This window comes from Collinsella sp. AM12-1, assembly GCF_003472325.1.
In the GTDB taxonomy this organism is placed as follows: Bacteria; Actinomycetota; Coriobacteriia; order Coriobacteriales; family Coriobacteriaceae; genus Collinsella.
In genome coordinates this window covers 74,481-97,252 of the sequence record NZ_QRLS01000009.1, presented here as the reverse complement: position 1 = coordinate 97,252, position 22,772 = coordinate 74,481, and the positions used below count along the sequence as shown (strand labels likewise).

General features: G+C 59.5%; 20 protein-coding genes. 9 read left to right on the top strand and 11 right to left on the bottom strand.

Annotated elements, in window-relative coordinates; all coding sequences use genetic code 11:
- Both DW136_RS10140 and DW136_RS06110 read left to right on the top strand, forming a co-directional pair.
- Nucleotides 1–415: hypothetical protein (locus DW136_RS10140; protein ID WP_233546546.1), on the top strand; the 415-nt coding region annotated here is incomplete at its 5' end.
- 125 nt (nt 416–540) lie between these two features.
- On the top strand, nt 541–3,525 hold the full coding sequence (locus DW136_RS06110) for a DEAD/DEAH box helicase family protein (protein ID WP_158549276.1): 2,985 nt from the start codon (nt 541–543) through the stop codon (nt 3,523–3,525).
- A gap of 64 nt (nt 3,526–3,589) precedes the next feature.
- On the opposite strand, the gene DW136_RS06105 is transcribed toward DW136_RS06110, so the two are convergent.
- From DW136_RS06105 to DW136_RS06085, 5 genes are all read right to left on the bottom strand, one after another.
- Nucleotides 3,590–3,898: a type II toxin-antitoxin system YafQ family toxin gene (locus DW136_RS06105; RefSeq protein WP_117583790.1), complete on the bottom strand. Its 309-nt coding sequence runs from the start codon at nt 3,896–3,898 to the stop codon at nt 3,590–3,592.
- A 2-nt stretch (nt 3,899–3,900) separates the two neighbouring features.
- A complete protein-coding gene (locus tag DW136_RS06100) occupies nt 3,901–4,200 on the bottom strand; it encodes a type II toxin-antitoxin system RelB/DinJ family antitoxin (protein ID WP_117583791.1) in 300 nt (99 codons plus the stop codon).
- A 112-nt stretch (nt 4,201–4,312) separates the two neighbouring features.
- A complete protein-coding gene (locus tag DW136_RS06095) occupies nt 4,313–5,071 on the bottom strand; it encodes a TIGR00730 family Rossman fold protein (protein WP_117629061.1) in 759 nt (252 codons plus the stop codon).
- Between the two features lie 213 nt (nt 5,072–5,284).
- Nucleotides 5,285–6,424 (bottom strand): tRNA guanosine(34) transglycosylase Tgt, encoded by a 1,140-nt coding sequence (gene tgt / locus DW136_RS06090; RefSeq protein WP_022093813.1) that lies wholly within the window; start codon nt 6,422–6,424, stop codon nt 5,285–5,287.
- A gap of 405 nt (nt 6,425–6,829) precedes the next feature.
- Nucleotides 6,830–7,630 carry an SDR family NAD(P)-dependent oxidoreductase gene (locus DW136_RS06085; RefSeq protein WP_006235414.1) on the bottom strand — a complete coding sequence of 267 codons (801 nt, stop codon included), beginning with the start codon at nt 7,628–7,630 and terminating at the stop codon, nt 6,830–6,832.
- A 294-nt stretch (nt 7,631–7,924) separates the two neighbouring features.
- Between DW136_RS06085 and DW136_RS06080 the strand changes: the two genes are divergently transcribed.
- On the top strand, nt 7,925–9,706 hold the full coding sequence (locus DW136_RS06080; RefSeq protein ID WP_117629060.1) for a hypothetical protein: 1,782 nt from the start codon (nt 7,925–7,927) through the stop codon (nt 9,704–9,706).
- A 306-nt stretch (nt 9,707–10,012) separates the two neighbouring features.
- Here DW136_RS06080 and queA read toward each other — a convergent pair whose 3' ends face one another.
- The 3 genes from queA to DW136_RS06065 all read right to left on the bottom strand — a co-directional run bounded on the left by queA (nt 10,013) and on the right by DW136_RS06065 (nt 12,507).
- Nucleotides 10,013–11,224, bottom strand: a complete 1,212-nt coding sequence (gene queA, locus DW136_RS06075; RefSeq protein WP_117629596.1) for a tRNA preQ1(34) S-adenosylmethionine ribosyltransferase-isomerase QueA — start codon at nt 11,222–11,224, stop codon at nt 10,013–10,015.
- 70 nt (nt 11,225–11,294) lie between these two features.
- Nucleotides 11,295–11,870: an epoxyqueuosine reductase QueH gene (locus DW136_RS06070; protein WP_117564473.1), complete on the bottom strand. Its 576-nt coding sequence runs from the start codon at nt 11,868–11,870 to the stop codon at nt 11,295–11,297.
- A 67-nt stretch (nt 11,871–11,937) separates the two neighbouring features.
- Nucleotides 11,938–12,507: a DUF3267 domain-containing protein gene (locus tag DW136_RS06065; RefSeq protein ID WP_117564474.1), complete on the bottom strand. Its 570-nt coding sequence runs from the start codon at nt 12,505–12,507 to the stop codon at nt 11,938–11,940.
- Nucleotides 12,508–12,640: 133 nt separating this feature from the next.
- On the opposite strand from DW136_RS06065, the gene DW136_RS06060 reads away from it, so the two are divergent.
- Nucleotides 12,641–14,791, top strand: coding sequence for a methionine--tRNA ligase (locus DW136_RS06060; protein ID WP_117629595.1), 2,151 nt, complete (start codon nt 12,641–12,643; stop codon nt 14,789–14,791).
- A 36-nt stretch (nt 14,792–14,827) separates the two neighbouring features.
- Complete coding sequence (locus tag DW136_RS06055) at nt 14,828–15,931, top strand: RsmB/NOP family class I SAM-dependent RNA methyltransferase (RefSeq protein ID WP_117629594.1); 1,104 nt, start codon at nt 14,828–14,830, stop codon at nt 15,929–15,931.
- A 24-nt stretch (nt 15,932–15,955) separates the two neighbouring features.
- Here the strand turns inward: DW136_RS06055 and DW136_RS09980 are convergent, their stop codons facing one another.
- On the bottom strand, nt 15,956–16,126 hold the full coding sequence (locus tag DW136_RS09980; RefSeq protein WP_156058414.1) for a hypothetical protein: 171 nt from the start codon (nt 16,124–16,126) through the stop codon (nt 15,956–15,958).
- Nucleotides 16,127–16,316: 190 nt separating this feature from the next.
- On the opposite strand from DW136_RS09980, the gene DW136_RS06050 reads away from it, so the two are divergent.
- Nucleotides 16,317–17,408 (top strand): hypothetical protein, encoded by a 1,092-nt coding sequence (locus tag DW136_RS06050; protein ID WP_118289280.1) that lies wholly within the window; start codon nt 16,317–16,319, stop codon nt 17,406–17,408.
- 81 nt (nt 17,409–17,489) lie between these two features.
- On the opposite strand, the gene DW136_RS06045 is transcribed toward DW136_RS06050, so the two are convergent.
- A complete protein-coding gene (locus tag DW136_RS06045; protein WP_117629592.1) occupies nt 17,490–18,380 on the bottom strand; it encodes a DegV family protein in 891 nt (296 codons plus the stop codon).
- Nucleotides 18,381–18,700: 320 nt separating this feature from the next.
- Between DW136_RS06045 and DW136_RS06040 the strand changes: the two genes are divergently transcribed.
- The 3 genes from DW136_RS06040 to DW136_RS06030 all read left to right on the top strand — a co-directional run bounded on the left by DW136_RS06040 (nt 18,701) and on the right by DW136_RS06030 (nt 21,717).
- Complete coding sequence (locus DW136_RS06040; RefSeq protein WP_117629591.1) at nt 18,701–20,617, top strand: fructose-1,6-bisphosphatase; 1,917 nt, start codon at nt 18,701–18,703, stop codon at nt 20,615–20,617.
- A gap of 78 nt (nt 20,618–20,695) precedes the next feature.
- The gene (locus tag DW136_RS06035; protein WP_117629590.1) at nt 20,696–21,091 is read left to right on the top strand and encodes a GtrA family protein; all 396 of its coding nucleotides are present in this window, start codon (nt 20,696–20,698) and stop codon (nt 21,089–21,091) included.
- 218 nt (nt 21,092–21,309) lie between these two features.
- Nucleotides 21,310–21,717 carry a GtrA family protein gene (locus tag DW136_RS06030; RefSeq protein ID WP_118289279.1) on the top strand — a complete coding sequence of 136 codons (408 nt, stop codon included), beginning with the start codon at nt 21,310–21,312 and terminating at the stop codon, nt 21,715–21,717.
- A 159-nt stretch (nt 21,718–21,876) separates the two neighbouring features.
- Here the strand turns inward: DW136_RS06030 and DW136_RS06025 are convergent, their stop codons facing one another.
- The gene (locus DW136_RS06025) at nt 21,877–22,770 is read right to left on the bottom strand and encodes a DUF4430 domain-containing protein (protein ID WP_233505679.1); all 894 of its coding nucleotides are present in this window, start codon (nt 22,768–22,770) and stop codon (nt 21,877–21,879) included.
- Nucleotides 22,771–22,772: the final 2 nt, after the last annotated feature.

The window sequence follows — 22,772 nt, the reverse complement described above, 5'->3', positions numbered from 1 at the left end:
GGCATGCCCCGCCTCTTACACCACATCTCTGTGCGCTACCGCCGCCCAACCAGCCAATCGAGAAATTGGCGGCGATCGATGCTTTGTCCAACCCCCTTGCGATACCCTCTGGGCAAAAAATGGCAAATATGAGTACTGTTACCAGTTTAGTAACAGCGAAATCTGGCTGAATTTGCCGTCTTCCGCCAATTCCGAGCGTCATAAAGTCCCGAATCGCCATGTTTATAGGGTTGATTATATCCAATCCGAATCGATTGGTCTTAAATACTTTCCTGATGATATGTTACTGCTCAAACCACAGTACTCATATTTGCCATTTTTTGCCCACAGGGTCTATTCGAGGATAGTTTCCTGCGCCTCCAGCCCACCTCATGGCCGCCAAAACCCATTCAGCAACAGCTACCGCACATTTTGACATCAGCCAAACACCACTCACGGAGCTGTACTCCGCTATCGCCGAACCAAAATCAGAGCCGAGTCCCTTAAAAATCAAAATAACGTACCCTCATTTCAATGAACTCCGACAAGAACGGCATTTACATGAGCACCGTCACGCATCAATACGCCCTCATCGGGGGCACGCTATTCCAATTCAAGAAAATCGTCGCCCATGTATCGGAGCCGCACAGCCAAATCGTCATCTGCGGCAACGGTCCAGACATCCGTTACGCAACACTGGAAGAATGGGAGAAAGCTGGCGAATCTTTCGATAGACGGGCGCAGGTCGAGGGTGTCGTCACCAGTGCGAGCCCAGCGCGCGACAAACTCGAGCTCTTTCGCAATCTCTTTACTGGCCGCAAAGATGTTTACGCCCATGGGTACCGCAGAAAAGACGGGGGAATCGGCTATACGCCCGCCTGCGCAAACGAGTGGAAGTCAGGCATTTGTCCCAAAGCAAATCGTCAGAAAACCAAATGCGCTGAATGCGGCAACCGCGTCTTCCCCGAGTTGAGCGATACCGCGATCATCTCCCATTTCAAGGGCAGTGACGACAGACTCCGAGACGTCATAGGTCAATATGTTCTCGATAATGACAGCAACACAAAAGTCCTGGTCATCGACTTTGACGGAGCCGATTGGAAAGAAGCGACAAACGCCATTCGGCTTGTCGCAAAAAACCATGGAATCGATGCTGCAGTCGAGCGATCGAGATCAGGTAACGGCACACATGTCTGGTTTTTCTTCCTAGAGCTCACCAGCGCGAAGATCGCACGAGAATTTGGAAGCAGCCTTATCACCGAAGCGGCGGCGCTCAACAAGACAATCACCTTTGAAGCTTTTGACCGGATGCTGCCCGCACAGTCCACCATTCCTGAGGGAGGCTTTGGAAATCTCATAGCGCTGCCTTTTCAAGGAAAAGCGCAGCGAAAAGGGAACAGCGTATTTGTTGACGAGCAATTTGAGCCCTTTCCCGATCAATGGCTTTACCTTTCTCAAATCCAGTTAATCCCGCGCACGACGGTGCAAAATCTGATCGAGAGCATCGACAATAGGTCGCACGGAATAGCGGCTGCGACGGCGGCAAACACCGCCGCACCGCATTCCCAGAGGCCGCGAAAGCGGCTTCCGCTCACACCGCGGGACCTCCCGTCATCGCTGTCCGTCACGCAGGCCGATATGCTCTATATCCCCGAAAAATCTCTGAGTCCCGCAGCTCAAATGGAAGTCCGCAGGCTTGCAACATTTGCCAACCCAGAATTCTTCCGCGCGCAATCTATGCATCAATCGGTATTCGGCAAACCGCGGTACATAGACCTCAGCGAACTTAGAGACGGCTGCGTCGCGATTCCCAGAGGCTGCAAGACTCAGCTTGAGCGGCTGCTTCAAGAAGCCGGCGTTGCTGCCCACTATTCAGACAAGCGCCAGTCTGGAAATCCAATTGTAATGACATTTAAAGGGACTCTTCGCCCTGAACAGCAAATTGCCGCTGAACAAATGCTCGGCCATGAAGACGGGATCATGTCTGCACCGACGGGTTTCGGGAAAACCGTCATTGGAGCCTATCTTATTGCTGCCATCGGTCTTCCAGCGCTCGTCATCGTTCCCAAGACTGCGCTCATTGCCCAATGGAAAACCCAGCTCGAACGATTTCTCGACATCACGGACAACAGAGAGCCCGTCCGAACCCCAAAAGGACGAATCAGCAAAAGGCAGCCTCCGCTCATTGGTCAAATCGGAGGAGGCAAAACCGCCATAAGCCATCTCATCGACGTTGCTTCATTCCAGTCTTTGTCCAGCAAGGACCCCCAGACCGAAGAACCAATAGCCAAGGAGTTCGTTCGTGATTACGGCCTCATCATCTGTGATGAATGTCACCATGCAGCCGCACCACAGCTTGAGCTCGTCCTCAAGTCCGCTCCAGCCAAATATGTATACGGCCTTTCCGCGACGCCCGAACGCTCGGACGGACTCACGCGAGCACTCTCAATGCTCTGCGGCCCGCTTCGCCATGCCATTGATCCAAAAACGCAAGCAATCCAACAGGGAATTCAGCGCGTTGTTAGGCCGCGTTTTACCGGAGTTCGACTACCCGCCTACGAACCAGGGGCGTCCTTTAATCAAGTTCTCGATCTCCTGTGTGCGCACACAGCGAGAAACGAAGCAATTGTCGACGATGCCCTCGAGACCGCGTCAAACGGTCGACATCCGCTTGTGCTATCCAAAAGGAAAAAACATGCCGAAGAGCTATGTAGGCTGCTTCAAAGCCGCGGACACGAACCTATACTCTTAACCGGAGAAATCGACGCCAAAGAAAGAAAGGCAATACTGAACAGCCTTCCCGGCTTCGAGCATGAGCATCGAATTATCATCGCAACCGAAGGCCTTCTGAGCGAGGGTTTCGACCTGTCTTACCTTGACACTCTGCTCATTGCCACACCGATATCTTGGGACGGCAGCATAACGCAGCAGGCAGGCAGACTACATAGAAGTCACGAGGGCAAGCAGCGGGTTGAGATATTCGACTATGTTGATTTGTCGATACCCATGCTCGCGCGTATGTACCAGAAGAGACTCAAGACCTACGCAAAGCTAGGATATGAAGTCTTTGCAGCAAATGACAACAAACGGGCCGATCAAAACATCCTCGTTAGGCCGGCAAGGGCCGTGGAGGCCTTAGCGGATGACATCGCGCGCGCAACGAAAAGCATTTTTATTGCCGCGCCCTACGCATCCGCTGCATGCCTCGCAAAGCTCGCTGCCGTACTCACAGGCGCCGCCGCCCGTGGGATTGCCCTTGAGATTTCAATTGCCTCGACTCCGCACAATGACGTGAAAGCGATTTTTACCGAGATGAACGTCGACTATTCCATCAAAGCCGAAGGGCGCCTGTGCGCGTCAGTAATTGACGAGGAAACCGTCTGGTACGGAACCATTCCATTACTGGCCTTTCCTAAGAAAGAGGACTGCAGCATCCGTTTCAAAAGCAGCGAAGTTGCAGCCGAACTTTTAAGCGAAATCCAGCGAAGAGGAGAACCGGAGGTCGCAGCCACGAACGGGACGTCTCCAACAGTTACGGTGGAATAGGGGCCATTTTTGGCCAATCGGCCGCGAATCAATCCCTATTCCCCCGCGAATCATAAGCGAGCAATCAGCCCTGCGGGCCCTGGAATAGTTCCTCATGCGAGCCCATTCTGACCAGCCGGATCACAGGATTAGTCTTATGCGGCAAGTAGAGAACGACCACATCGACCAAGCCATCGGATAGATGGAAATCGATGTGGCCGTTGTAGTTGCCGCCCGGGTTTGAAAGCTCGTGGGCACCATATTCCGCGGGAAGCGAGCCGTGAGCCGCAAGCTCTGCGACTGCCGCCTTAAACTCGGTTTTTAGCTGCGGATGGATGCGCATCGTCCGTTTGTAATCCGCCTTAAACTGAGCCTCGACCTTAATCTCAAACATCGCTAGTCCTCATCGAGGAATGATATAAGCTCATCAGCGTTATTGAATGACGGGCTGTCGTCCGGCAGAATCCCCAACTCATGAGCTTCGGCGATCACCATGGCACGCCTCGTTGCCTCGTTGGGCACCTCCGCCCTTCCTACGATCTCAAAAGGAATCTTTCGTTGATTTACCAGCTGCCGAACAGCAAGGTTGAGATACGAATTGAGACTCAGACCAACCGTATCCAAGAACTCAGTCGCCTGTTCCTTGAGCCCCTCTTCGATGCGAACCGTCGTAGGCTTAACCGTTGCAGTAGACATACGCGACCTCCTCGCCTCGTCTTTTGCATCAGTATACCCAATTTCGATGGCAGTCTGATGTTAAATAGCATCAGTATGCCGTTCACATTGCTATAACAACAGTCACAGCACCCTACATCAGCCCGCTCAGGGCAATGTCAACGGCCTCGTTGAGGTCGTCGGTGATGTGCACCAGCTCCGGATCGAGCGGGCTAATCATACCGGCGTCCATCACCGGGCCGTTGAGCCAGTCGAACAGGCCCTGCCAGTACTCGGTTCCCACCAAAACGAGCGGCATGCGCTTGACCTTGTGCGTCTGTACCAGCGTGAGCACCTCGAACATCTCGTCGAGCGTACCAAAGCCACCAGGAAACACGATGGCGCCCGAGCTGTATTTGACGAACATGGTCTTGCGCACAAAGAAGTAACGGAAGTCCATGCCAAGGTTCACGTATTTGTTGAGCCCGTGCTCGTGCGGCAGCTCGATACCCAAGCCGACCGACTTGCCGTTGACACTCGCCGCTCCCCTGTTGGCCGCTTCCATGATGCCGGGGCCGCCGCCGGTGATGACCGCCACGCCACGTTGCGCGATCTTGCGCCCGACGGTACGCGCCGCCTTGTAGAGCGGATCGGTCTTGGGCGTGCGGGCGCTACCGAAGATGGTCACCGCAGGACCAAGCTCGGCAAGCGCGCCAAAACCATCGACAAACTCTGCCTGGATGCGCAGCACGCGCCACGGATCAGCATGCAGCCAGTCGGTCGAGTCCTCGGGCGCCAGCAGGTTGGCGTAGGTATTGTCCTTGGGAATCATGGGGCCGCGCATGACCACGGGGCCGCGGCGGTACGTCTCGTCGTAGGCTGGCTCGCCCTCGACATTCTCGTTCTTAATCATGGGTACTCCTATCGAGAAAAAGAAAAACGGGCGGGGTCGACGCCATGCGCCAAACACCCGCCCGAACATCAACTATTCGGGATGGTACCCACGATGCATCAAGTGCTTGCAAGCTATCGGTCATCGGTCGCGCAGACGGTGTTAGCGAACGTGATGACCGGCCGGTGCTCGCCCCTTGCCATTGCCCGCGCTCTGCAAGCGCCCGCGCCGCTCTTAGTAGTCCACCGCCGCAGGACTGTTCATCCAGTCGCTCACAAACGCGCCGTAGCGGCCCTCGATAATGGCCTGACGGGCACGCTGCATAAGGTTGAGCAGGTAATAGATGTTGTGCATCGACAGCAGAATACCGCCGAGCATCTCCTTCTGCGTGACCATGTGACGGATGAGCGCGCGGCTGTAGCCGCCCGTGCACACCGGGCAGGTGCAGGTGGGATCGATGGGGCCGTCGTCGTGCGCAAAGCGCGCGTTGCGGAAGTTAAGGCGACCTTCACTGGAGAACGCCGTACCCATGCGGCCGGTGCGCGTCGGCAGCACGCAGTCGAACATGTCGATGCCCACGCCAACGCCGCGCACGAGCGTGGTAGGGTTGCCGACGCCCATGAGGTAGCGCGGCTTGTGCTTAGGCATATACTCGGAAACCAGCGGCGCCAGTGTCTCGAACATGGTCTCGTGGTCCTCGCCCACCGAGTAGCCGCCGATGCCGTAACCGGGGAAGTCGCCGCACTCCTCCAGGTGGCGCAGCGATCGCAGGCGCAGATCCAGATGCATGCCACCCTGAACGATGCCAAAAAGTGCCTGGTCATCACGGGTATGAGCCTTGTAGCAGCGCTCGGCCCACATACTCGACAGCTCCACGGCGCGCTCGACATAGGCACGCGTGGCAGGATAGCCGGGGCACTGGTCGAGCTGCATGCAAATGTCGGAACCGAGCTTCATGGCGATTTCCATGTTGTCCTCGGGCGTCCAGAACACGTGGCGACCGTCGTAGTCGTTGACGATAAAGCGCACGCCCTCGTCGGTGAGCTTGACGGCGTCGTTATGGCTAAAGACCTGGAATCCGCCCGAGTCGGTGAGGATGGGGCCGTGCCAGTTCATGAACTTATGCAGTCCGCCCAGCTCGGCGATGGTGTCCTCGCCGGGGCGCATGGACAGGTGATAGGTGTTGGCAAGCACGATCTGGGCGCCGAGCTGCTTGACGGTCTCGGTGGGAATACCCTTGACGTTTGCCTTGGTGCCCACGGGCATAAAGATCGGCGTCTCGATGTCACCGTGCGGGGTGTGCAACACGCCGGCACGCGCGTGCGTCGTAGGGTCCTCGGCGATCAGGTCGAATTTAAAAAGGTTCTGGTCCATAAACTGGAACTCCTTGGTTGCGGTTCATACGCAAACCATTATACGGGCAACCCGCAAGAAGCACCGACTCGACAGAAACTAGTGCATTAGGATCAGGTTCCCGCGCTAGTCGTTGGGGACGTTCTTAAACGACTAGACGTTGGGGACAGCCTTCAGCGCCATCTTGCAAAGGAGTGTCCCAATCTGCCGGCACTTAGGGACTGTCCCCAACTGCCGACAACGCCGATGCTCTGGTAACGCCGATGCTCTGACAACATCAGCGAGCGGTCGCCAGGGCGAACAAATTGGTATGAAAAGAGGGCGGCATAGACCTTCTGGTCATGCCGCCCTCTTTGAATGACAAGTTGTCGCTCTGGTGACCGCGCAGCGTCGGCCGGTCCGCCGTTCGGTAGAACGGCGGAACCCCTAAGGACGCTGGCCCATGCCACCCTCGAGGGTGACGGTCTCGCCGTTCATATACTTAAAGTCGGGACCGCAGAGCTGAACGACAACGCGGCCGATTTCCTTCTCGACGTCGCCGTAGTGGCCTGCCGGCGGCATGTGGACGTTGGCCTTGAACGCCTCGGGATAGGCATCTTGGAAGTTCTCGAGCGCGGCGGTCCAAGCAAGCGGGCAAACGATGTTGACGTTGATGCCGTCCTTGCCCCACTCGTTGGCGGCGACGCGAGTCAGGCCGCGGATGCCCTCCTTGGCGGCAGCATAGCTGCACTGGCCGTAGTTGCCAAACAGGCCGGCGCCCGAAGCAAAGTTGACCACGGAGCCCTTGGTCTCCTTCAGGTGCGGATAGGCCTTCTGCATGTACAGATAGGTGGCATACAGACCGGAGTAAATGGCCAGGTTAAACTGATCCATGGTGTGGTCGGCGATGGTCACGCCCGAGGCGCTGGCCTGAGCGTTGTTAACGACGGCGTCGATGCGACCGAACTCCTCAATCGCCTTGTCGATAACGTTCTGCACGACGGCCTCGTTGTCCTGACCGGCGGAGACATCGGCCTGAACAGGAAGAACCTTAACGCCGTACTCAGCCTCGAGAGACTCCTTGGCGGCCTCGAGCTTGGCAACGTTGCGGCCGGTGATGACGAGGTTCGCGCCCTCCTTGGCAAAAGCGATATCGATGCCGTAACCGATGGAGCCAGCGGAGCCGTCCTTGAGCGTGGCCTTGCCGCCGCCGGTGACGATCACGGTCTTACCAGTGAAAAGTCCCATACAAAGTCCTTTCAAATCGCGACGGGCCCGCCCGTCGACTGCGCGCATCCAACTTCACGCGCCAAAAGCTGACATGCAACTTTAGCGTGTTCAAGTGAATAGAAAAGGCCTCGGTAGGCGAACGGCATAACGTCTTTCGGCGAAGGGATTGTCAAGTACAAACTGGATAAAGTGGCCGAGTTTTTGCTATCGACACGAGCCATCGAACACGTTTTGAAACTTTGCTGCAGCGCGCGGGATGTCGGCGCGAGACTTTATCATAGGGTGACAAACAACGATGAGGAGCACATGCCTATGACAGACGAGCTGGACCCCCAGACTCAACAGCATATTGATAACTCCGCAGACACCATTGACGGCTGCGATACTTCCACCAGAAGCGATGGCGGCATTGATGCCGCTGTCGAGGAGGCTCCTGCCGCCGCAGACGAGGCCGCAGACGCAAATGTCGCCGCAGAGCAAGACAAAGAAGAGCAGCTAGAGCAGCCGGACCCGAGCGATACTGAGCCCAAGGCTGAGAACGCTCCGCAAGCAGCAGGTCCCATCGAGGTGTCTTCGGAAGAAGAGCTCGACGCCGTCATGGACTCCATGATGGATGCCGTCAAAGCGATGAAAGACGCCGTGGCCGACGCTGACGTTGACGCCGAGGAAGAGGAGGCCGCCGAGGCAGCCTCGACCTTCGTACCCGGCGAGACTCCGGTTGCCGACCAGGGCAGCACCATGCCCTCGTTTCTGCAGCTCGAGCATCCCACGATTGGTGCCGATGCGGTCGACCCGCACGCAGCAGGCTTTTCTGTAATCGAGGGCGGTACCGGCAATATCGCCGTGCCGCAGGCTGCCGATGCGGACGCTGCCGACACCGCTCGCCCGACCGCCCCGCACTCCTCCGCCGCGAGCCGCGATCTGGGGACCGCTGTCTCGAACACTGCGAACGCCGTGGGCACCTTTATCGCCCAGGGTGCCTCGGCCATGCGCGAGATGAACGCCGCGAAAAAGGCACTTGCCGATGCCCGCGCCCACCTGGCCGAACTTGAGCAGCGCATTGCCGATCAGGCCGAGGAACTCGAGACGCGCCAGGATATCGCAGGCCGCTACGACCAGATCGTCGCCGACCAGCGCCAGGCGATTGCCACGGCCCAAAAGACTGCAGCGGCCGCCGAGATTGACCGTGATGCCCACGCCTCCAAAGCGACAGAGCTCAAGGGTCAGCTCGAACAAATGAAGACAGAGGATGACGCGACTGAGCTCCGTCTGAAGGCCGCGCTCGATGCCGTGGAGGCCCGCGAGGCGAGCTCGCGCGAGACCGGCAACCGCCTCGTTCGACGTCTTGAGGATTCCAAGCGCATCCGCGACAAGGTGAAGGCAGAGCGAGACGCCGGCATTGCCGCCGCACAACAAACCGTCGACGCCACGCGCGCCCAGCTCGAGACGCTGCGTCATGAGTATGCCGAGCTGCAACGCAATCCCTCGGCAAATCCCGCCAACTATACGGTGCGCACCAGCGAGCTCTCGATGCAGATTTCCGACACGGCAGATGCCCTGCGTAAAGCCGAAGAAGATGTCCCGCGTATCACCGCCGACCTTGAGCACTCGCTTGCCGCAGCCGAGCAGGCCGTCGAGCAGGCTCAAGCCCCTATCGCCGACGCAAAACGCGCGCACCAAGCCGTGACGACCGAAGCCGATGCCGCGCGCGACGAGCTGCAGACGGCGAAGACAGCCGCCGCGACTCGTCAGCGCGAACTGCGCGAGAAGATCACTGCCGAGGACAAGGCACGCCGCGACCAGGAGCAGAGCATCGCCAACGCCCAAGCAGATGCCGCACATGCGCAGTCGATCATCGAACAGGCGACCGAAGTGCACGACCACCCAGAGATCACTGAGTCGCTTGCAGGATCCTTGGCCCGAGACAAAGCCGAACACACCGAGACCGAGCGAGAAGTCGCCCAGCTCGAGGCCACCGAGGACGCGGTGCGCGAACGTACCCGCGACTCACGCATCAAATTCACCGGCGCCATCGTCTGCATCGTTGCCGTAGTTCTCGTGATCATCTTGATCTGGCTGTTCGCGAGCAAGTAACCACTCCCCAACGATTACAAGGACTGTCCCCAGGTGCCGGCACATAAGGAACGTCCCCAAGTGCCAACAAAGGCGACGCCGATGTTTTGGCGCGGACAGCGAAAACCCGCTAGAGCGGCATCCTCTTGACAACCAAAGAAATGCCGGTGTTTTGGCAACGACAGCGAGCGGGTCGCATTTGAGACAAGGTGACGTGAAACGAAAGGGCGCTGACCTTCTGGTCGCGCCCTTGAAGTTGAACGTCAGATTGTCCAAATGCGGCCCGCGCAGCGTCGGCCGGTTACGGCGTTTGGAAAACGCCGTAACCTACAAAATGAGCATGGCGTCGCCAAAGCTGAAGAAGCGGTAGCGCTCCTCGATGGCGGCGGCATAGGCATCCATGATCTGGTCGCGGGTGGCAAGTGCGCTCACGAGCATCATGAGCGTGGAGCGCGGCACGTGGAAGTTCGTGATCAGCGCGTCGACCACGTGATAGGTCGAGCCGGGCATGAGGTAGAGCTGCGTCGTCGCGTTCTCGCGCACCACGATGTCGCCGCGGCCGAGCGTGTCGGCCCCATCCTCGCGGCCCTCAAAATAGCGCGCCGTCACGGCCGGATCAGACACCGGTGCCTCAGCGTCAAAGGCGCTCTCGAGCGAGCGTACTGCGGTGGTGCCGACGGCGATCACGCGGTGCCCCTCGGCCTTCGCCTTATGCACGGCGTCGACAACCTCCTGTGACACGTGGTAGCGCTCGGTGTGCATGACGTGCTGCGTGGGGTCGTCCTCCTCCACCAGACGGAAGGTATCAATACCCACCTCGAGCTCGACGGCGGCAAACTTCGCGCCCTTGGCCTCGATAGCGGCCATGAGCTCGGGGGTAAAGTGCAGACCCGCCGTAGGAGCGGCAGCCGAGTGCTCCTCCTTCATGGCGTAGACGGTCTGGTACTTCTCGGGATCGCCCTCGTAATCGGTAATGTAGGGCGGCAGCGGCACGTGACCGGCAGCATGAATGGCCTCGTCGAGCGTGCGCGGCTCGCCGGCGGCATTGCAGCCGGCCGGCTCAAAGCGCACCAGACGGCCTCCGCGGCTATCAGTGACAAAGTCGATGACCTCGGCCGTCAGCACCACGGGAGCCCCCTCGGGCGCATGGGCGCCACCGGCGCGATACTCAATCTGAGCACCGGGCTTCAGGCGCTTACCCGGCTTGACCAGGCACTCCCAAACGTGGCCCAGCGGGTCAACATCCTCACGGCGCTTGAGCAGCAGCGTCTCGACCACGCCACCCGAGCCGGCTTTGCGACCGATCAGGCGGGCCGGCATCACACGCGTCTTGTTGATGACGAGCACATCGCCCGGCTCGATATAGTCGATGATGTCGCGGAAGATGCGGTGCTCAACGGTACCGCCGTGCTCCAGCGGCTTCCCCGCCTGGGAGCCTTTGCGATCCACCACCAGCAGGCGGCAGGAGTCGCGCGGCTCGGCAGGAGCCTGGGCAATCAGTTCCTCAGGAAGGTTGTAGTCAAAATCATCGGTACGCATAGACACGTCGGATACTCCTTATATAGCTAAAGTCCGCTCTACATCCTAGCAGGCTGACGTCCCAAACGAACTACTTTTTGGCGGCTTTGCGCTCGTCGCGGATGCGGGCGCGGTCCATGGCCGCCTCGACAGCAGAAAAGCGGCAGCCGCAGTAGTTCTGTCGATACATGCCCAGTTCGCGCGAACGGCGCGTAGCCTCGGGATAATACGGGCGAAAATCGCGAATCACCGGGGTGAGCCCATGGGCGGCCGCCAAACGCTCAAGCACGTCATTGCAGGTGTCGAACAGCTGATACGGCGAGACGGCGAGCGTCGTACCCACATATTCAAACCTGCGCTCCTGGGCAACGCGGCATGCCTCGGCCAAGCGCAAGGCATAGCACGAGCGACAGCGACGGGGCCGATCGGCACCCAGCGGGGCCACGCCGGCCTCCCAGCGCTCGCGGTCCTCCCCCGCCTCGATGAGCTCGATGTCGCCATCGGCACACCACCGGCGCAGCTCGTCCAGACGCCGCCGCCATTCATCGCGCGGTTGAATATTGGGATTGGTCCAGCAAATCGTGGGCTCAAACCCCTCCTCGCGCAGCAGGCGAACCGGCTCAAGCGAGCATGGTGCACAGCACGCATGCAGCAACAACGACTTCATCGACATCCCCGTCCCAGAAAACTCACCCCGACATCATGGCAGCTAAAATAGCCCCGTCCCAAAAAGACTACTTTGCGAAAAAGCGCACGCCAAAGGACGTATCCTCGCAGGCGACGATACGGCGGTCGCGCAGAATGGTCCGCACGTAATACCAATCACCCACACAGCCCGACAAGTGCAGACCAGCCGCCAGGTAGCACAGCAGCGGATAGTCCGAGAACGCAAACCCCAGGGCAAATGCTGTCGTCACAACAACCGTCGGCGCCAGGCAAACCGCCATGTACCGCCGGCGCGAATACACAACGCCCTCGGCGCAGGCATAGATCATCGCCGTCTCGCGATTCGCCCCAAAGGTCACCTGCGCGCCCGCAGGCGCCAGCAGCTTAAAAAACACCGCATGCACCAGCTCGTGCACGGCAAACGATGCCATTGAGACCGCAGCCAAGCCGACTATCCAGCCCACGACAGCCATCCAGCCGCCCGCCTCAGCCGCGTCCAAGTCCGCAGGCCCGCCCAACAGCATAAACACCGGCACCAGGCACACGGCAAACACCGCGATCACGGCCATCCCCCACACGAAGCAAGCGTGTAGAAAATCCTCGTCCTCAAACGCATGTATGTTGGAAATCTCATTCATAGCATCTTAGGATAGCGCCCCTGCCACGCACCCGCCCGCATGTGCGATAATGTCGAACGATATGCACGAATTGACCACCGCGCCGCCGAACCCCGTGCCCGGCCGCGCTCTTACCTATATGCGAAGGAGTCCCATGGCATCCAAATACTCCATGAACGACCGTCCCAGCTGGCCGCGCCGCGCCATCGTTACCGCCGGCGAGCCCTACGGCAACAAGGGTCTGCACTTTGGCCACGTCGGCGGCGTCTTTGTCCCGGCCGACTTCTTCGCCCGCTTCCTGCGCGACCGCCTGGGCCGCGAAAACGTCATCTTCACCTCGGGCACCGACTGCTACGGTTCGCCCATCATGGAGAGCTACCGCAAGCTCAAGGAGAACGAGGGCTACGACAAGTCCATCGGCGAGTATGTCGAGTCCAATCACTCCCGCCAGGCCGCGACCCTCAACAACTACAACATCAGCTGCGACATCTACGGCGGCTCGGGCCTTGAGCCGGCGGCCCAGATCCACAACGAGGTGACTGCCGAGATTATCGAGCGCCTGCACGAGCAGGGCACCATCTCCAAGCGCTCCACGCTGCAGTTCTACGATGCCAAGGCCGGCACGTTCCTCAACGGCCGCCAGGTCATCGGCCGCTGCCCCATCCAGGGCTGCAAGTCCGAGAAGGCTTATGCCGACGAGTGCGATCTGGGCCACCAGTTTGAGCCCGAGGAGCTCATCGCGCCCAAGAGCCAGCTCACCGGCGAGGTGCCCGAGCTGCGCCCGGTCGACAATCTCTACTTTGACCTGCCGGCCTACCTCGACTTTATGAAGACCTACACCGCCAAGCTCGCCCAGAACCCGCAGGTTCGCTCCGTGGTCTCCAAGACCATGGAGGAGTGGCTGCTGCCGGCTCAGCTCTACATCCAGAACAAGTTCCGCGAGGCCTTCGATGCCGTCGAGGACCAGCTCCCCGAGCACACCGTGCTGGAGCCCGAGGGCAACAAGAGCAGCTTTACCGTCACCTTCCCCAGCTGGAAGGAGCGCGACGACGCCCACGCGGTGCTCGCCAACGGTGGCGTGCGCTTCCGCAGCGGCAAGGCACTCGTGCCCTTCCGCATCACCGGCAACATCGACTGGGGCGTTCCGGTGCCCGAGGTCGATGGCGTCTCCGACGTCACCTGCTGGTGCTGGCCCGAGAGCCTGTGGGCGCCCATCAGCTATACGCGTACCGTGCTCGCGCGCGATGCCAAGGCCGCCGGCGTGACCGAGGGCGTCGCCGCCCAGGATGCCGCCCTCATGGGCGAGCCCGCCGCCGACTCCACGCAGGTGCCCGCACCCACCTACCAGCACAGCTCGCTCGACTGGCGCGACTGGTGGTGCTCTGACGACGCTCAGATTTACCAGTTCATCGGTCAGGACAACATCTATTTCTACTGCATCGCGCAGACCGCCATGTGGGAGGCCCTGGGCTGGGACCTCACGCAGAGCACCGTCAGCGCCTGCTACCACCTGCTCTACATGGGCAAAAAGGCCAGCTCGTCCTCGCAGACGCCTCCCCCGCCGGCAGACGACCTGCTCAACCACTATACCTGCGAGCAGATGCGCGCGCACTGGCTGTCGCTCGGCCTATCCGAAAAGCCGGTGAGCTTTAGCCCCAAGGCATACGACACGCGTGTGACCGGCAAGGACAAGGACGGCAACGAGGTACGCGCCTGCGACGACAAGCGCGTTATCGACCCGGCCCTTAAGGAGAGCGCGCTGCTGACCGGCGTGTTCAACCGTCTGGCCCGCAGCTGCTTCTACGGCGTCGCCGTCAAGGAAGGCGACGAGAGCCCCTACCGCAACGGCTGCATCCCCGCCGGTGCCGCTTCTGACACCGTGGTCGAAGCCGCCGAGCAGGCAGCTCTCGCCTTTGAGCAGGCTATGTACAAGTTCGAGACGCACCGCGCGCTTGCCGTGTGCGACGACTACCTGCGCGCCGCCAACAAGCGCTGGAGCGACGCTTCCAAGGCCGCCAACAAGCTCGAGGGTAACGAGGCAAACGCCGCAATGACGCAGGCGCTCGTCGACGCCTTTACCGAGCTGCGCGTGGTGACCGTGCTCATGCACGGCATCGTCCCTGCCGGCTGCGAGCTCATCTGCGAGTACTTCGACATCGACCCGGTCGCCTTCTTTAGCTGGGATAACATCTTCGCCTCCACGGATGAGTTTGTGGAGAGCTTGGGCGAGAAGCCCGGCGAGCACCGCGTAAAGCCGCTGCCCCAGCGCTTCGACTTCTTTAGCAAGCACGAGAGCCAGTACTAAACACTCGACATGTAATGGAATGGGAAGGAAAGACGGATGTCCAAGCCGCGTCGTCGTAAGCAGAAAAAGCAGGTCAAGGCCGAGCTCAAGCTCAGGCAGTTTGCCGCCACCGAGCTTTCCGACCAGCTTGCCGCCCTTCCTTGCGCCGCCGACCTGCCGCGCTTTATGGTCGACACGGTCGCCGGCGCCTATGCGCCCGCCGATGCCGAGCTCATGATCGAGGGCTTCGGCGCCGCGGCCACACGCCCGGTCACGCTGCGCGCCAACACGCTCAAGGCAACCGCCGAGGACATCGCTGCGGCGCTCGATGCCGCCGGCATCGCCCACAACGCTGTCGCCTGGTACCCGGACGCCTTTATCCTGCCCGAGGCCCAGGTTTCCGATCTGTGGGATCTCGACATCTACCGCGACGGCAAAATCTACCTGCAGAGCCTGTCGTCCATGATGCCGCCGCTGGTCCTGGGCGCACAGGCAGGCGAGGACATCCTGGACATGTGCGCAGCCCCCGGTGGCAAGACGACGCAGATCGCCGCCCTCACGCAGGGGCAGGCGCACCTTACCGCCTGCGAGATGAGCATTCCCCGCGCCGAGAAGCTCGAAGCCAACCTCCACCGCCAAGGCGCAAAAAACGTGCCCGTCATGCGCATCGACGCACGCGAGCTCGACGAGTTCTTCCGCTTTGACCGCATCCTGCTCGACGCCCCCTGCACCGGCACGGGCACCGTCATCAGCGGCAACGAGAAAAGCCTGCGCGGCCTGACCGAGCAGCTGCTGAGCAAGTGTGCCCGCTCGCAGCGAGCACTTCTGGACCGCGCCATGGGAGCCCTTAAACCGGGCGGCACGCTCGTCTATTCGACTTGTTCGATCTTGCCGCAGGAAAACGAGGACGCCCTGCAAGAGGCCCTCGACAAGCACATGGATTGCGAGCTTATCCCCCTCGACGGCACGCCGAGCGAAAGTGAAACGCGCCGTGCTCAGGAAGTTGGCGAAGAGCCACGCATCGAGTGCAACGCCCTCACCGAGGCCATCGCCGCCAGCCACGTCTCGTCCGTCGCCAACGGTATGCCCGGCACGCTGACCATTCCGCCTAGCCGCGACTTTGAGGGCTTCTACATTGCCCTGATCCGAAAACGCAGCTAGCGCACGGATCCAAAACTCAACAAGCTATCTCTGTGCGCGTTTGCCCTGCTGGTCGCGATGCTGTTTAAGCATCGTGCGCTCCTTGCGTTCGGCCCTTTTGCCCTTAATGGCCGTGACCACAAAGTAGATGACCGCGGCGGCTACGATTGCGCCCACGCATAGGCCAATCGAGCCCAACATTGCCGAAAATTCCATACCGCGTCACCTCTCTTTTAAACGGGACTTTCAAGATAGCACCCCGATCACCGCCACCACAGCTCCTTCACGTTCGCCGCCCTTCGGTCTAACGGAGGACGCGGCGGGGAAAAATCAACTCGTCAAACGGTTTAGCATTCGCAATTCCGGCTGCATCGCGCCGGCCGTCATCACATAGAATCGAGCTTCCATGGATACCCTCAACGATCTAAATGAGCGCGTCGACGCCTTCGTCGGCACCAGCTCTTTCGACACGCCTGCCGCGGCAAACGACCAAGCCCCCATCGATGTGCCCGCCGAGGTTCACGAGGACATTGTCGCCTCGGTCGATTTCTCCGAGGTCGAGCTCGCAGACGAGTTCACCGAACCCCAGGTAGCTGTGACCCCCAACGGACTGCTTCCCATGGAGCCGCTGCCCATCGACGGGCGCCTGCGCAAGGCGGCCCTTCGCATGCCTGACGAGATTGAGGAGGCCAGCGGCTTCACGCTCTTCGGCCGTCGTATCAAATCGCTCATCTACACCACCGACGTCGCGGTCATCCGCAACTCCAACGCCGATGCCGTCTTTGCCGTTTACCCCTTCACGCCGCAGCCCGCCATTACGCAGGCGCTGCTGACCGTCGCCGAGTGCCCGGTCTTCGTAGGCGTGGGCGGTGGCACCACCACCGGCAAGCGCTCCGTTCAGATGGCAGCCGTCTCCGAGATGCAGGGCGCGGCGGGCTGCGTGGTCAACTCCCCCGCCACCGCCGAGATGGTCGAGCACATCACCAACATCGCCGACATCCCCGTCATCGCCACGGTCGTACGTTGCGACGACGATGCTCACGCAAAGGTGCGCGCCGGCGCCAAGATTCTTAACATCGCCGCTGGCAAAAACACGCCGCAGGTCCTGCGTGAACTGCGCGAGCACTATCCCAACCTGCCGCTCATCGCGCCGGGCGGCAAGACGCCCGAGAGCATCCGCGAGACCATCGCTGCCGGCGCCAACGCCATCATCTGGACGCCGCCTTCGGCACAGCAGCTACAGACCGACATGATGCAGCGTTATCGCAAGATGAAGAAAGACGCCACACCTGTCATCTCGCACGACGATGTGCCCATTATCGACCAGGTCTCCGCCGCCGAGGTCAGCCAGGTCGAGAACATGAATCCCGACGTGCCGATTCCCGACGAGGTCATCGAGCGCGTCGCTTCGATCCACGAGCGCGTCGAGGAGCGTCGCGCCAACCGCGGGCTCAAGCCCTCACTGCACGGCTTTTTCTTCCGAGGAAAGAAACGCTAACCCCAACAGCAAGGCCCGCCCCACAAACGTGAGGCGGGCCGTTTTCGTTTGAGCAATCATGCAGCGATGTGATGGGGCAAATTAATCCACGCGCTTGTCGCCCATAAAGAAGAGCGCCACCGTACCAGGTCCGGTATGCGAGCCAATCAGAGTACCGATGTTATTGATCTCAATCTTGCCTTTAAGCTGCGGAACCTGTTCCTCAATCAGCGCCGCAACTGCCTCGGCATCCTCGCGGCACGCCGAGTGCGACATGATGCACTTACCCGAATAATCCGCACCGTCCTGCACGTGTGCCATCATGGTCTTAGCCATCTCGGAAATCGCGCGCTTCTTAGTGCGAATCTTCTCACGTGGCGACAGCTTACCTTCGCAATCGACCGTCATAAGTGGGCAAATCTTAAGCGCCGTGCCGATGATCGCGCTCGCAGCCGAAATGCGACCGCCGCGCAGGTAGCTCGACAGATCGGTCGAGAAGAACCAGTGGTGCAGGTTGAGCTTATGCTCCTCGATCCAAGCGGCCGTCTCGTCGAGTGAAGCCCCGCTATCGCGCACGTCGGCGGCACATTCCGCCAGCAGGCCAAAGCCCGAAGACGCTGCCAGCGAATCGATGACGCGCACCTTGCCGCCCTGGGGATAGCGATCCGCGAGCATCTGCGCCGCAACGCAGGCCGATCCATACGTGCCCGAAATACCCGACGACAACGTCAGGTGCAGCACGTCTTTGCCCTCGGCAACAAGCGGCTCCCAAAACTCTTCGTACTCACCCACGCTCACCTGAGACGTCTTGGGCATGGCGCCCGCGGATATCTGGGCAAAAAACTCGTCCGGCGTAATCGACTGATACAGATCGTCCGTATAGACAACATCGTCGATCTCGTAATGAAAACACACGACGGGGATATTGCGCGATTCAAAGAACTCACGGGTTCGATCGGCGGCAGATTCACAGGTCAGGACAAAATCACTCATATGAGGCTCCTTAAGTATTGCTGCGCAAATTATCGCACAGCAAGCCTAAATACGATACAAATGTCCGCTATTTACCAATGCGAACCATTTGCATCCAATATCTTTATCACGAACATCCCCATCCCCCGCCATGGGCCAACGTGGGCAAAATCACCCGCTTCGTCTCCACTCAACCGCCATATCTACCTCCACTAAATCGATTTAGCAAACCGTTCGGCTAACAATTCGGCCGCCCATCCCCAATCGAAACAAAAGCGGCGCATACTGATAAACGTTTGACACTGTTTATCAGTTTTACCAGCCCTATCGGAAGGTGTTTCATGGTCGCATTCGATCGCAATCCGCAAGACTTCAAGTATCTGCGCCTGCTGTCGAGACAGTTCCCCACCGAACAATCCGCATTTACCGAAATTATCAACCTCTCGGCCATCCTCAACCTACCCAAAGGCACCGAGCATTTTATGAGCGACGTGCATGGCGAGTACGAAGCCTTTATGCACATCCTCAACAACTGCTCGGGCGTCGTGCGCGAACATGTCGACGAGATTTTTGGCGACACGCTTTCCTTTGACGAAAAGGGCGAGCTGTGCACGCTCATCTACTACCCGCGCGAGAAGATCGACCTGGTCCGCAGCCGGCGCGAAGACTCGCCCACCTGGTACAGGACGATGCTTGACCAGCTCATCATGGTCGCCCGCTCGCTTTCGAGCCGCTATACGCGCTCCAAGGTGCGTAAGGCCATCCCACGCGATTACGCCTACATCATCGACGAGCTGCTGCACACGCATCCGGACGAGAACAACTATCGCGTGCGTTATCACGAGCGCATCGTGGAGTCCATTCTGGAGACCGCCAGCGCCGACGACTTTATCGAGTCGCTCGCCTCGCTCATCAAGCGCCTGGCCGTCGACCACCTGCACCTGGTGGGCGACATCTTCGACCGCGGCGGCGGCGCTGCCAAGATTATGGACCGCCTGCTCACCTACCATTCACTCGACATCCAGTGGGGCAACCACGACCTGCTGTGGATGGGCGCTGCGGCCGGTGAGCCCGCCTGCATCGCAACGGTGCTGCGCAACAACCTACGCTACGACAACTACGAGATCCTGGAGAACGACTACGGCATCTCGCTGCGTGAGCTTGTCGCCTTTGCCGATGCCACCTACACCGCCGGTGAGTCCATCACCCCACTGATCAAGGCCATCAACGTCCTGCTCTTTAAGCTCGAGGGCCAGATTATCCAGCGCCATCCCGAGTTCGACATGACCGACCGTCTGTTACTCGACAAGATCGATCACGGCACCGGCACGGTCACGCTCGCCGACGGCAGCGTGTGGCCGCTCACGACCAACGACTTCCCCACCGTCGACCCGGCGGACCCCTATACGCTCACGTCTCAGGAGCAGCACATCATCGACAAGCTCGTGTCCGAGTTTGTCACCGCCGATCACCTGCATCGCCATATCGATTTCCTCTATTCCCACGGCTCGATGTACAAGGTCGCCAACGGCAACCTGCTGTTCCACGGCTGCGTGCCGCTCAACGAAGACGGCACCTTTAGCAGCATGAACTGCCTGGGCACCTGGCACGCTGGCCGCGATTATCTCGATTTTTGCGACCACATCGCCCGCCGCGCCTGGCGCGTGGGCGACCGCGACGCTCTCGACTGGATGTGGTACCTGTGGATTGGCTTTAACTCACCCGCCAGCGGACGCCTGGTGCGTACCTTTGAGCGCGCCTATATCGCCGACAAGAGCACCTGGGTCGAGCCGATGGACCCGTACTTTACGCTTACCAAGTCGCCCTCGGTCTGCGACGACATCATGCGCGAGTTTGGCGTCGCGCCCATGGCATGCTCACCGACCGGTCACATCATCAACGGCCACACGCCCGTTAAAACCACCAAGGGCGAGCAGCCCATCCGCGCCGAGGGCAAGCTGCTGGTCATCGATGGCGGATTCTGCCGCGCTTACCATCCCAAGACGGGCATCGCCGGCTACACGCTTATCTCGAGCTCGCGAGGATGCCGCCTCAAGTCGCACCAGGCCTTTACCACCGTTGCCGAGGCACTCACGCGCAACGTGGACATCGAAAGCGAGACCAACCGCTTTGACGAGGCCGACCGCCGCCGCATGGTGAGCGACACCGATACCGGCGCCAAGATCCGCAGCCAGATCCAGGATCTGCGCCAGCTGCTCGATGCATATAGAAACGGTGCTATCGAGGAGCGCGTCTAGCCCCACCCGCGGGGATTGGCTAAACTTGCTGAGTTTGTCATCCCCGCGGCGCCCCGGCGCCACCATAAGGCAGGTACCATGCAAAAGCTCCTTGCGCAGATCATGAAGTTTGGCGTCGTCGGCGTCATTGCCACGGTCATCGACTTTGGCATTATGAATCTGCTCCACTACGGTCTGGGCCTTAACATCCTAATCGCCAACACCAGCGGCTTTATCATCTCACTCATCTTTAACTACCTCGCAAGCATGAAATACGTGTTTGCGCACAAGGAAGGCATAAGCCGCCGCCGCGAGTTCATTATCTTTGTCGTGCTGTCCGTGATCGGCCTGGCACTCAACGACGGTATCGTGTTGACACTCAACGCCGGCCTGGGACTCGAGGCCAATATCGCCAAGATCTGCGCCACCGCGCTTGTCATGGTCTACAACTTTGTGACCCGAAAGATCTTCCTGGAAGGCGACGAGACCAAGTAACTCGCAACCTTACAGCTTTACAATGCCCACGGATGACGCGCGTCGAGCGCCGTGTTGTTCGCGGGCATTGCTCGTTTACGGGCAAGTTTTCAACGTTTGCGGATTAGCTCTTGAAAATTTGGCGAGTTCGTATAGTTCTTGGCAAGGACCTTACGTTTCCCTTGCAAAAGCTCTAAAGTATCCTCTGCTCGATTCATCAACGCATTGGATGTGATTACGTGCGCAAGGCACTGGCACAACCTCATACCAAGCAGTTCCTCAAGTTCGCTGTCGTGGGTCTTGTCTCCTTTGGCATCGACTGGGGTATGCTCATTGCGCTCGTCGAGCTGTTTCACCTCGACTTCTTGATGAGCACCACGGTTTCGTTCATCACGTCCGTCGTGGTCAACTACTGGCTCAGCATGAAGTACGTGTTCGACCACCGCGAGGGCATGAGCCGCAAGCGCGAGTTCACGATCTTCACCATCCTGTCGGTGATCGGCCTGGGCCTCAACGACCTGTACATGTTTGTGGGCGTCACGTTTTTGAGCATCGGCTACCAGGCCATGAAGGCCATCGCCACGTTCCTCGTCACCTGGTACAACTACTTCTGCCGCCGCTTCTTCCTCGAGGGCGCACGGTCGTAGTCGATTCACTATTTGCTTGAATGTAAAACCGGTTGGAATTCCCGTTCCAACCGGTTTTTTGTTTGCCGAGAGACCCGGCGACCCAGTCCCATTCGCATGAAAAACGGGCGGCCCGGATGTTTGTCCGAACCGCCCGTCTGGCGCACTATGTCGAGGTCCCTAGCCTGTAACGTAATACCAGACCACGTTGTCGCCATTGGAGAGAACGTAGTTACTGCAGGCCGTCATGGGCGTTGTGCCGTTGACGGAGTACATCCAGCCGCTCGTGCCACCGTGCTGTTTCTCGGCCAAACCACCAATCGCGGAGACATACGTGCCGTACGACGAGCCATGTGCGTTAACGGAAAGGCCCAGCGCGCACAGGGCATCATAGACGGTAGCGCCTTCGTTAAAGGTAAAGGTGCCACCAGAAGACACAGGATTGCCCACAGCGCTCGATGTGACCGAAACCGTCACTGTTACGTAGCTGGACTCCTGCGAGCCGCTCTGGCCGCCCGAGGAGGCGTTTCCACCATTAGAGGATGAGGCTCCATCAGACGACTGGCCACCGCCAGACGCATTGGAAGTATCACCGGCTCCCGTATTTTGGGCAGCGGATTTATCGCCAGACTTCTTGCCGTCCTGGTCCTCGGACTTCTTGTTATCCGAGTTCTTGTCCGATTCCTTGTTTGAAGACTCGGAATCGTCCTTGGACTTGGACTCATCAGAATGCTTGGACTCATCTTTTGCGTCATTCGATGACTTGGAATCCTTGGAACTGGCCTCGCCCGAAGTCGTAGTCGAGCCAGACACCTTGGTGTCCTTGGTGACGACGCTCTCCCCCGTCACGGTCTGAATGATCCAGTCGATGGACCAGGCACCGCTCTCGGAAGGATGGACGAAACCCAGCGAGACGACGATCAGAATGGTGCACGCGGCAGTCAGGACGCCGAGGAACGTCTTGCGACGAAGGGCGGACGCCGCCGAAGCGGCGCCCTGTTGCTTTGCATCGTCAAGCTGGATAAACGAGGAATCTGGTTGCTTGGGGTCAGCGTCCTTGGATTTATTGGACACAG

Bases quoted from the DNA above. Each gene is read 5' to 3' on its own strand.
- DW136_RS06110 (WP_158549276.1), top strand. From the start codon at position 541: ATGAGCACCGTCACGCATCAATACGCCCTCATCGGGGGCACGCTATTC.
- DW136_RS06105 (WP_117583790.1), bottom strand. From the start codon at position 3,898: ATGTTTGAGATTAAGGTCGAGGCTCAGTTTAAGGCGGATTACAAACGG.
- DW136_RS06100 (WP_117583791.1), bottom strand. From the start codon at position 4,200: ATGTCTACTGCAACGGTTAAGCCTACGACGGTTCGCATCGAAGAGGGG.
- DW136_RS06095 (WP_117629061.1), bottom strand. From the start codon at position 5,071: ATGATTAAGAACGAGAATGTCGAGGGCGAGCCAGCCTACGACGAGACG.
- tgt (WP_022093813.1), bottom strand. From the start codon at position 6,424: ATGGACCAGAACCTTTTTAAATTCGACCTGATCGCCGAGGACCCTACG.
- DW136_RS06085 (WP_006235414.1), bottom strand. From the start codon at position 7,630: ATGGGACTTTTCACTGGTAAGACCGTGATCGTCACCGGCGGCGGCAAG.
- DW136_RS06080 (WP_117629060.1), top strand. From the start codon at position 7,925: ATGACAGACGAGCTGGACCCCCAGACTCAACAGCATATTGATAACTCC.
- queA (WP_117629596.1), bottom strand. From the start codon at position 11,224: ATGCGTACCGATGATTTTGACTACAACCTTCCTGAGGAACTGATTGCC.
- DW136_RS06070 (WP_117564473.1), bottom strand. From the start codon at position 11,870: ATGAAGTCGTTGTTGCTGCATGCGTGCTGTGCACCATGCTCGCTTGAG.
- DW136_RS06065 (WP_117564474.1), bottom strand. From the start codon at position 12,507: ATGAATGAGATTTCCAACATACATGCGTTTGAGGACGAGGATTTTCTA.
- DW136_RS06060 (WP_117629595.1), top strand. From the start codon at position 12,641: ATGGCATCCAAATACTCCATGAACGACCGTCCCAGCTGGCCGCGCCGC.
- DW136_RS06055 (WP_117629594.1), top strand. From the start codon at position 14,828: ATGTCCAAGCCGCGTCGTCGTAAGCAGAAAAAGCAGGTCAAGGCCGAG.
- DW136_RS09980 (WP_156058414.1), bottom strand. From the start codon at position 16,126: ATGGAATTTTCGGCAATGTTGGGCTCGATTGGCCTATGCGTGGGCGCA.
- DW136_RS06050 (WP_118289280.1), top strand. From the start codon at position 16,317: ATGGATACCCTCAACGATCTAAATGAGCGCGTCGACGCCTTCGTCGGC.
- DW136_RS06045 (WP_117629592.1), bottom strand. From the start codon at position 18,380: ATGAGTGATTTTGTCCTGACCTGTGAATCTGCCGCCGATCGAACCCGT.
- DW136_RS06040 (WP_117629591.1), top strand. From the start codon at position 18,701: ATGGTCGCATTCGATCGCAATCCGCAAGACTTCAAGTATCTGCGCCTG.
- DW136_RS06035 (WP_117629590.1), top strand. From the start codon at position 20,696: ATGCAAAAGCTCCTTGCGCAGATCATGAAGTTTGGCGTCGTCGGCGTC.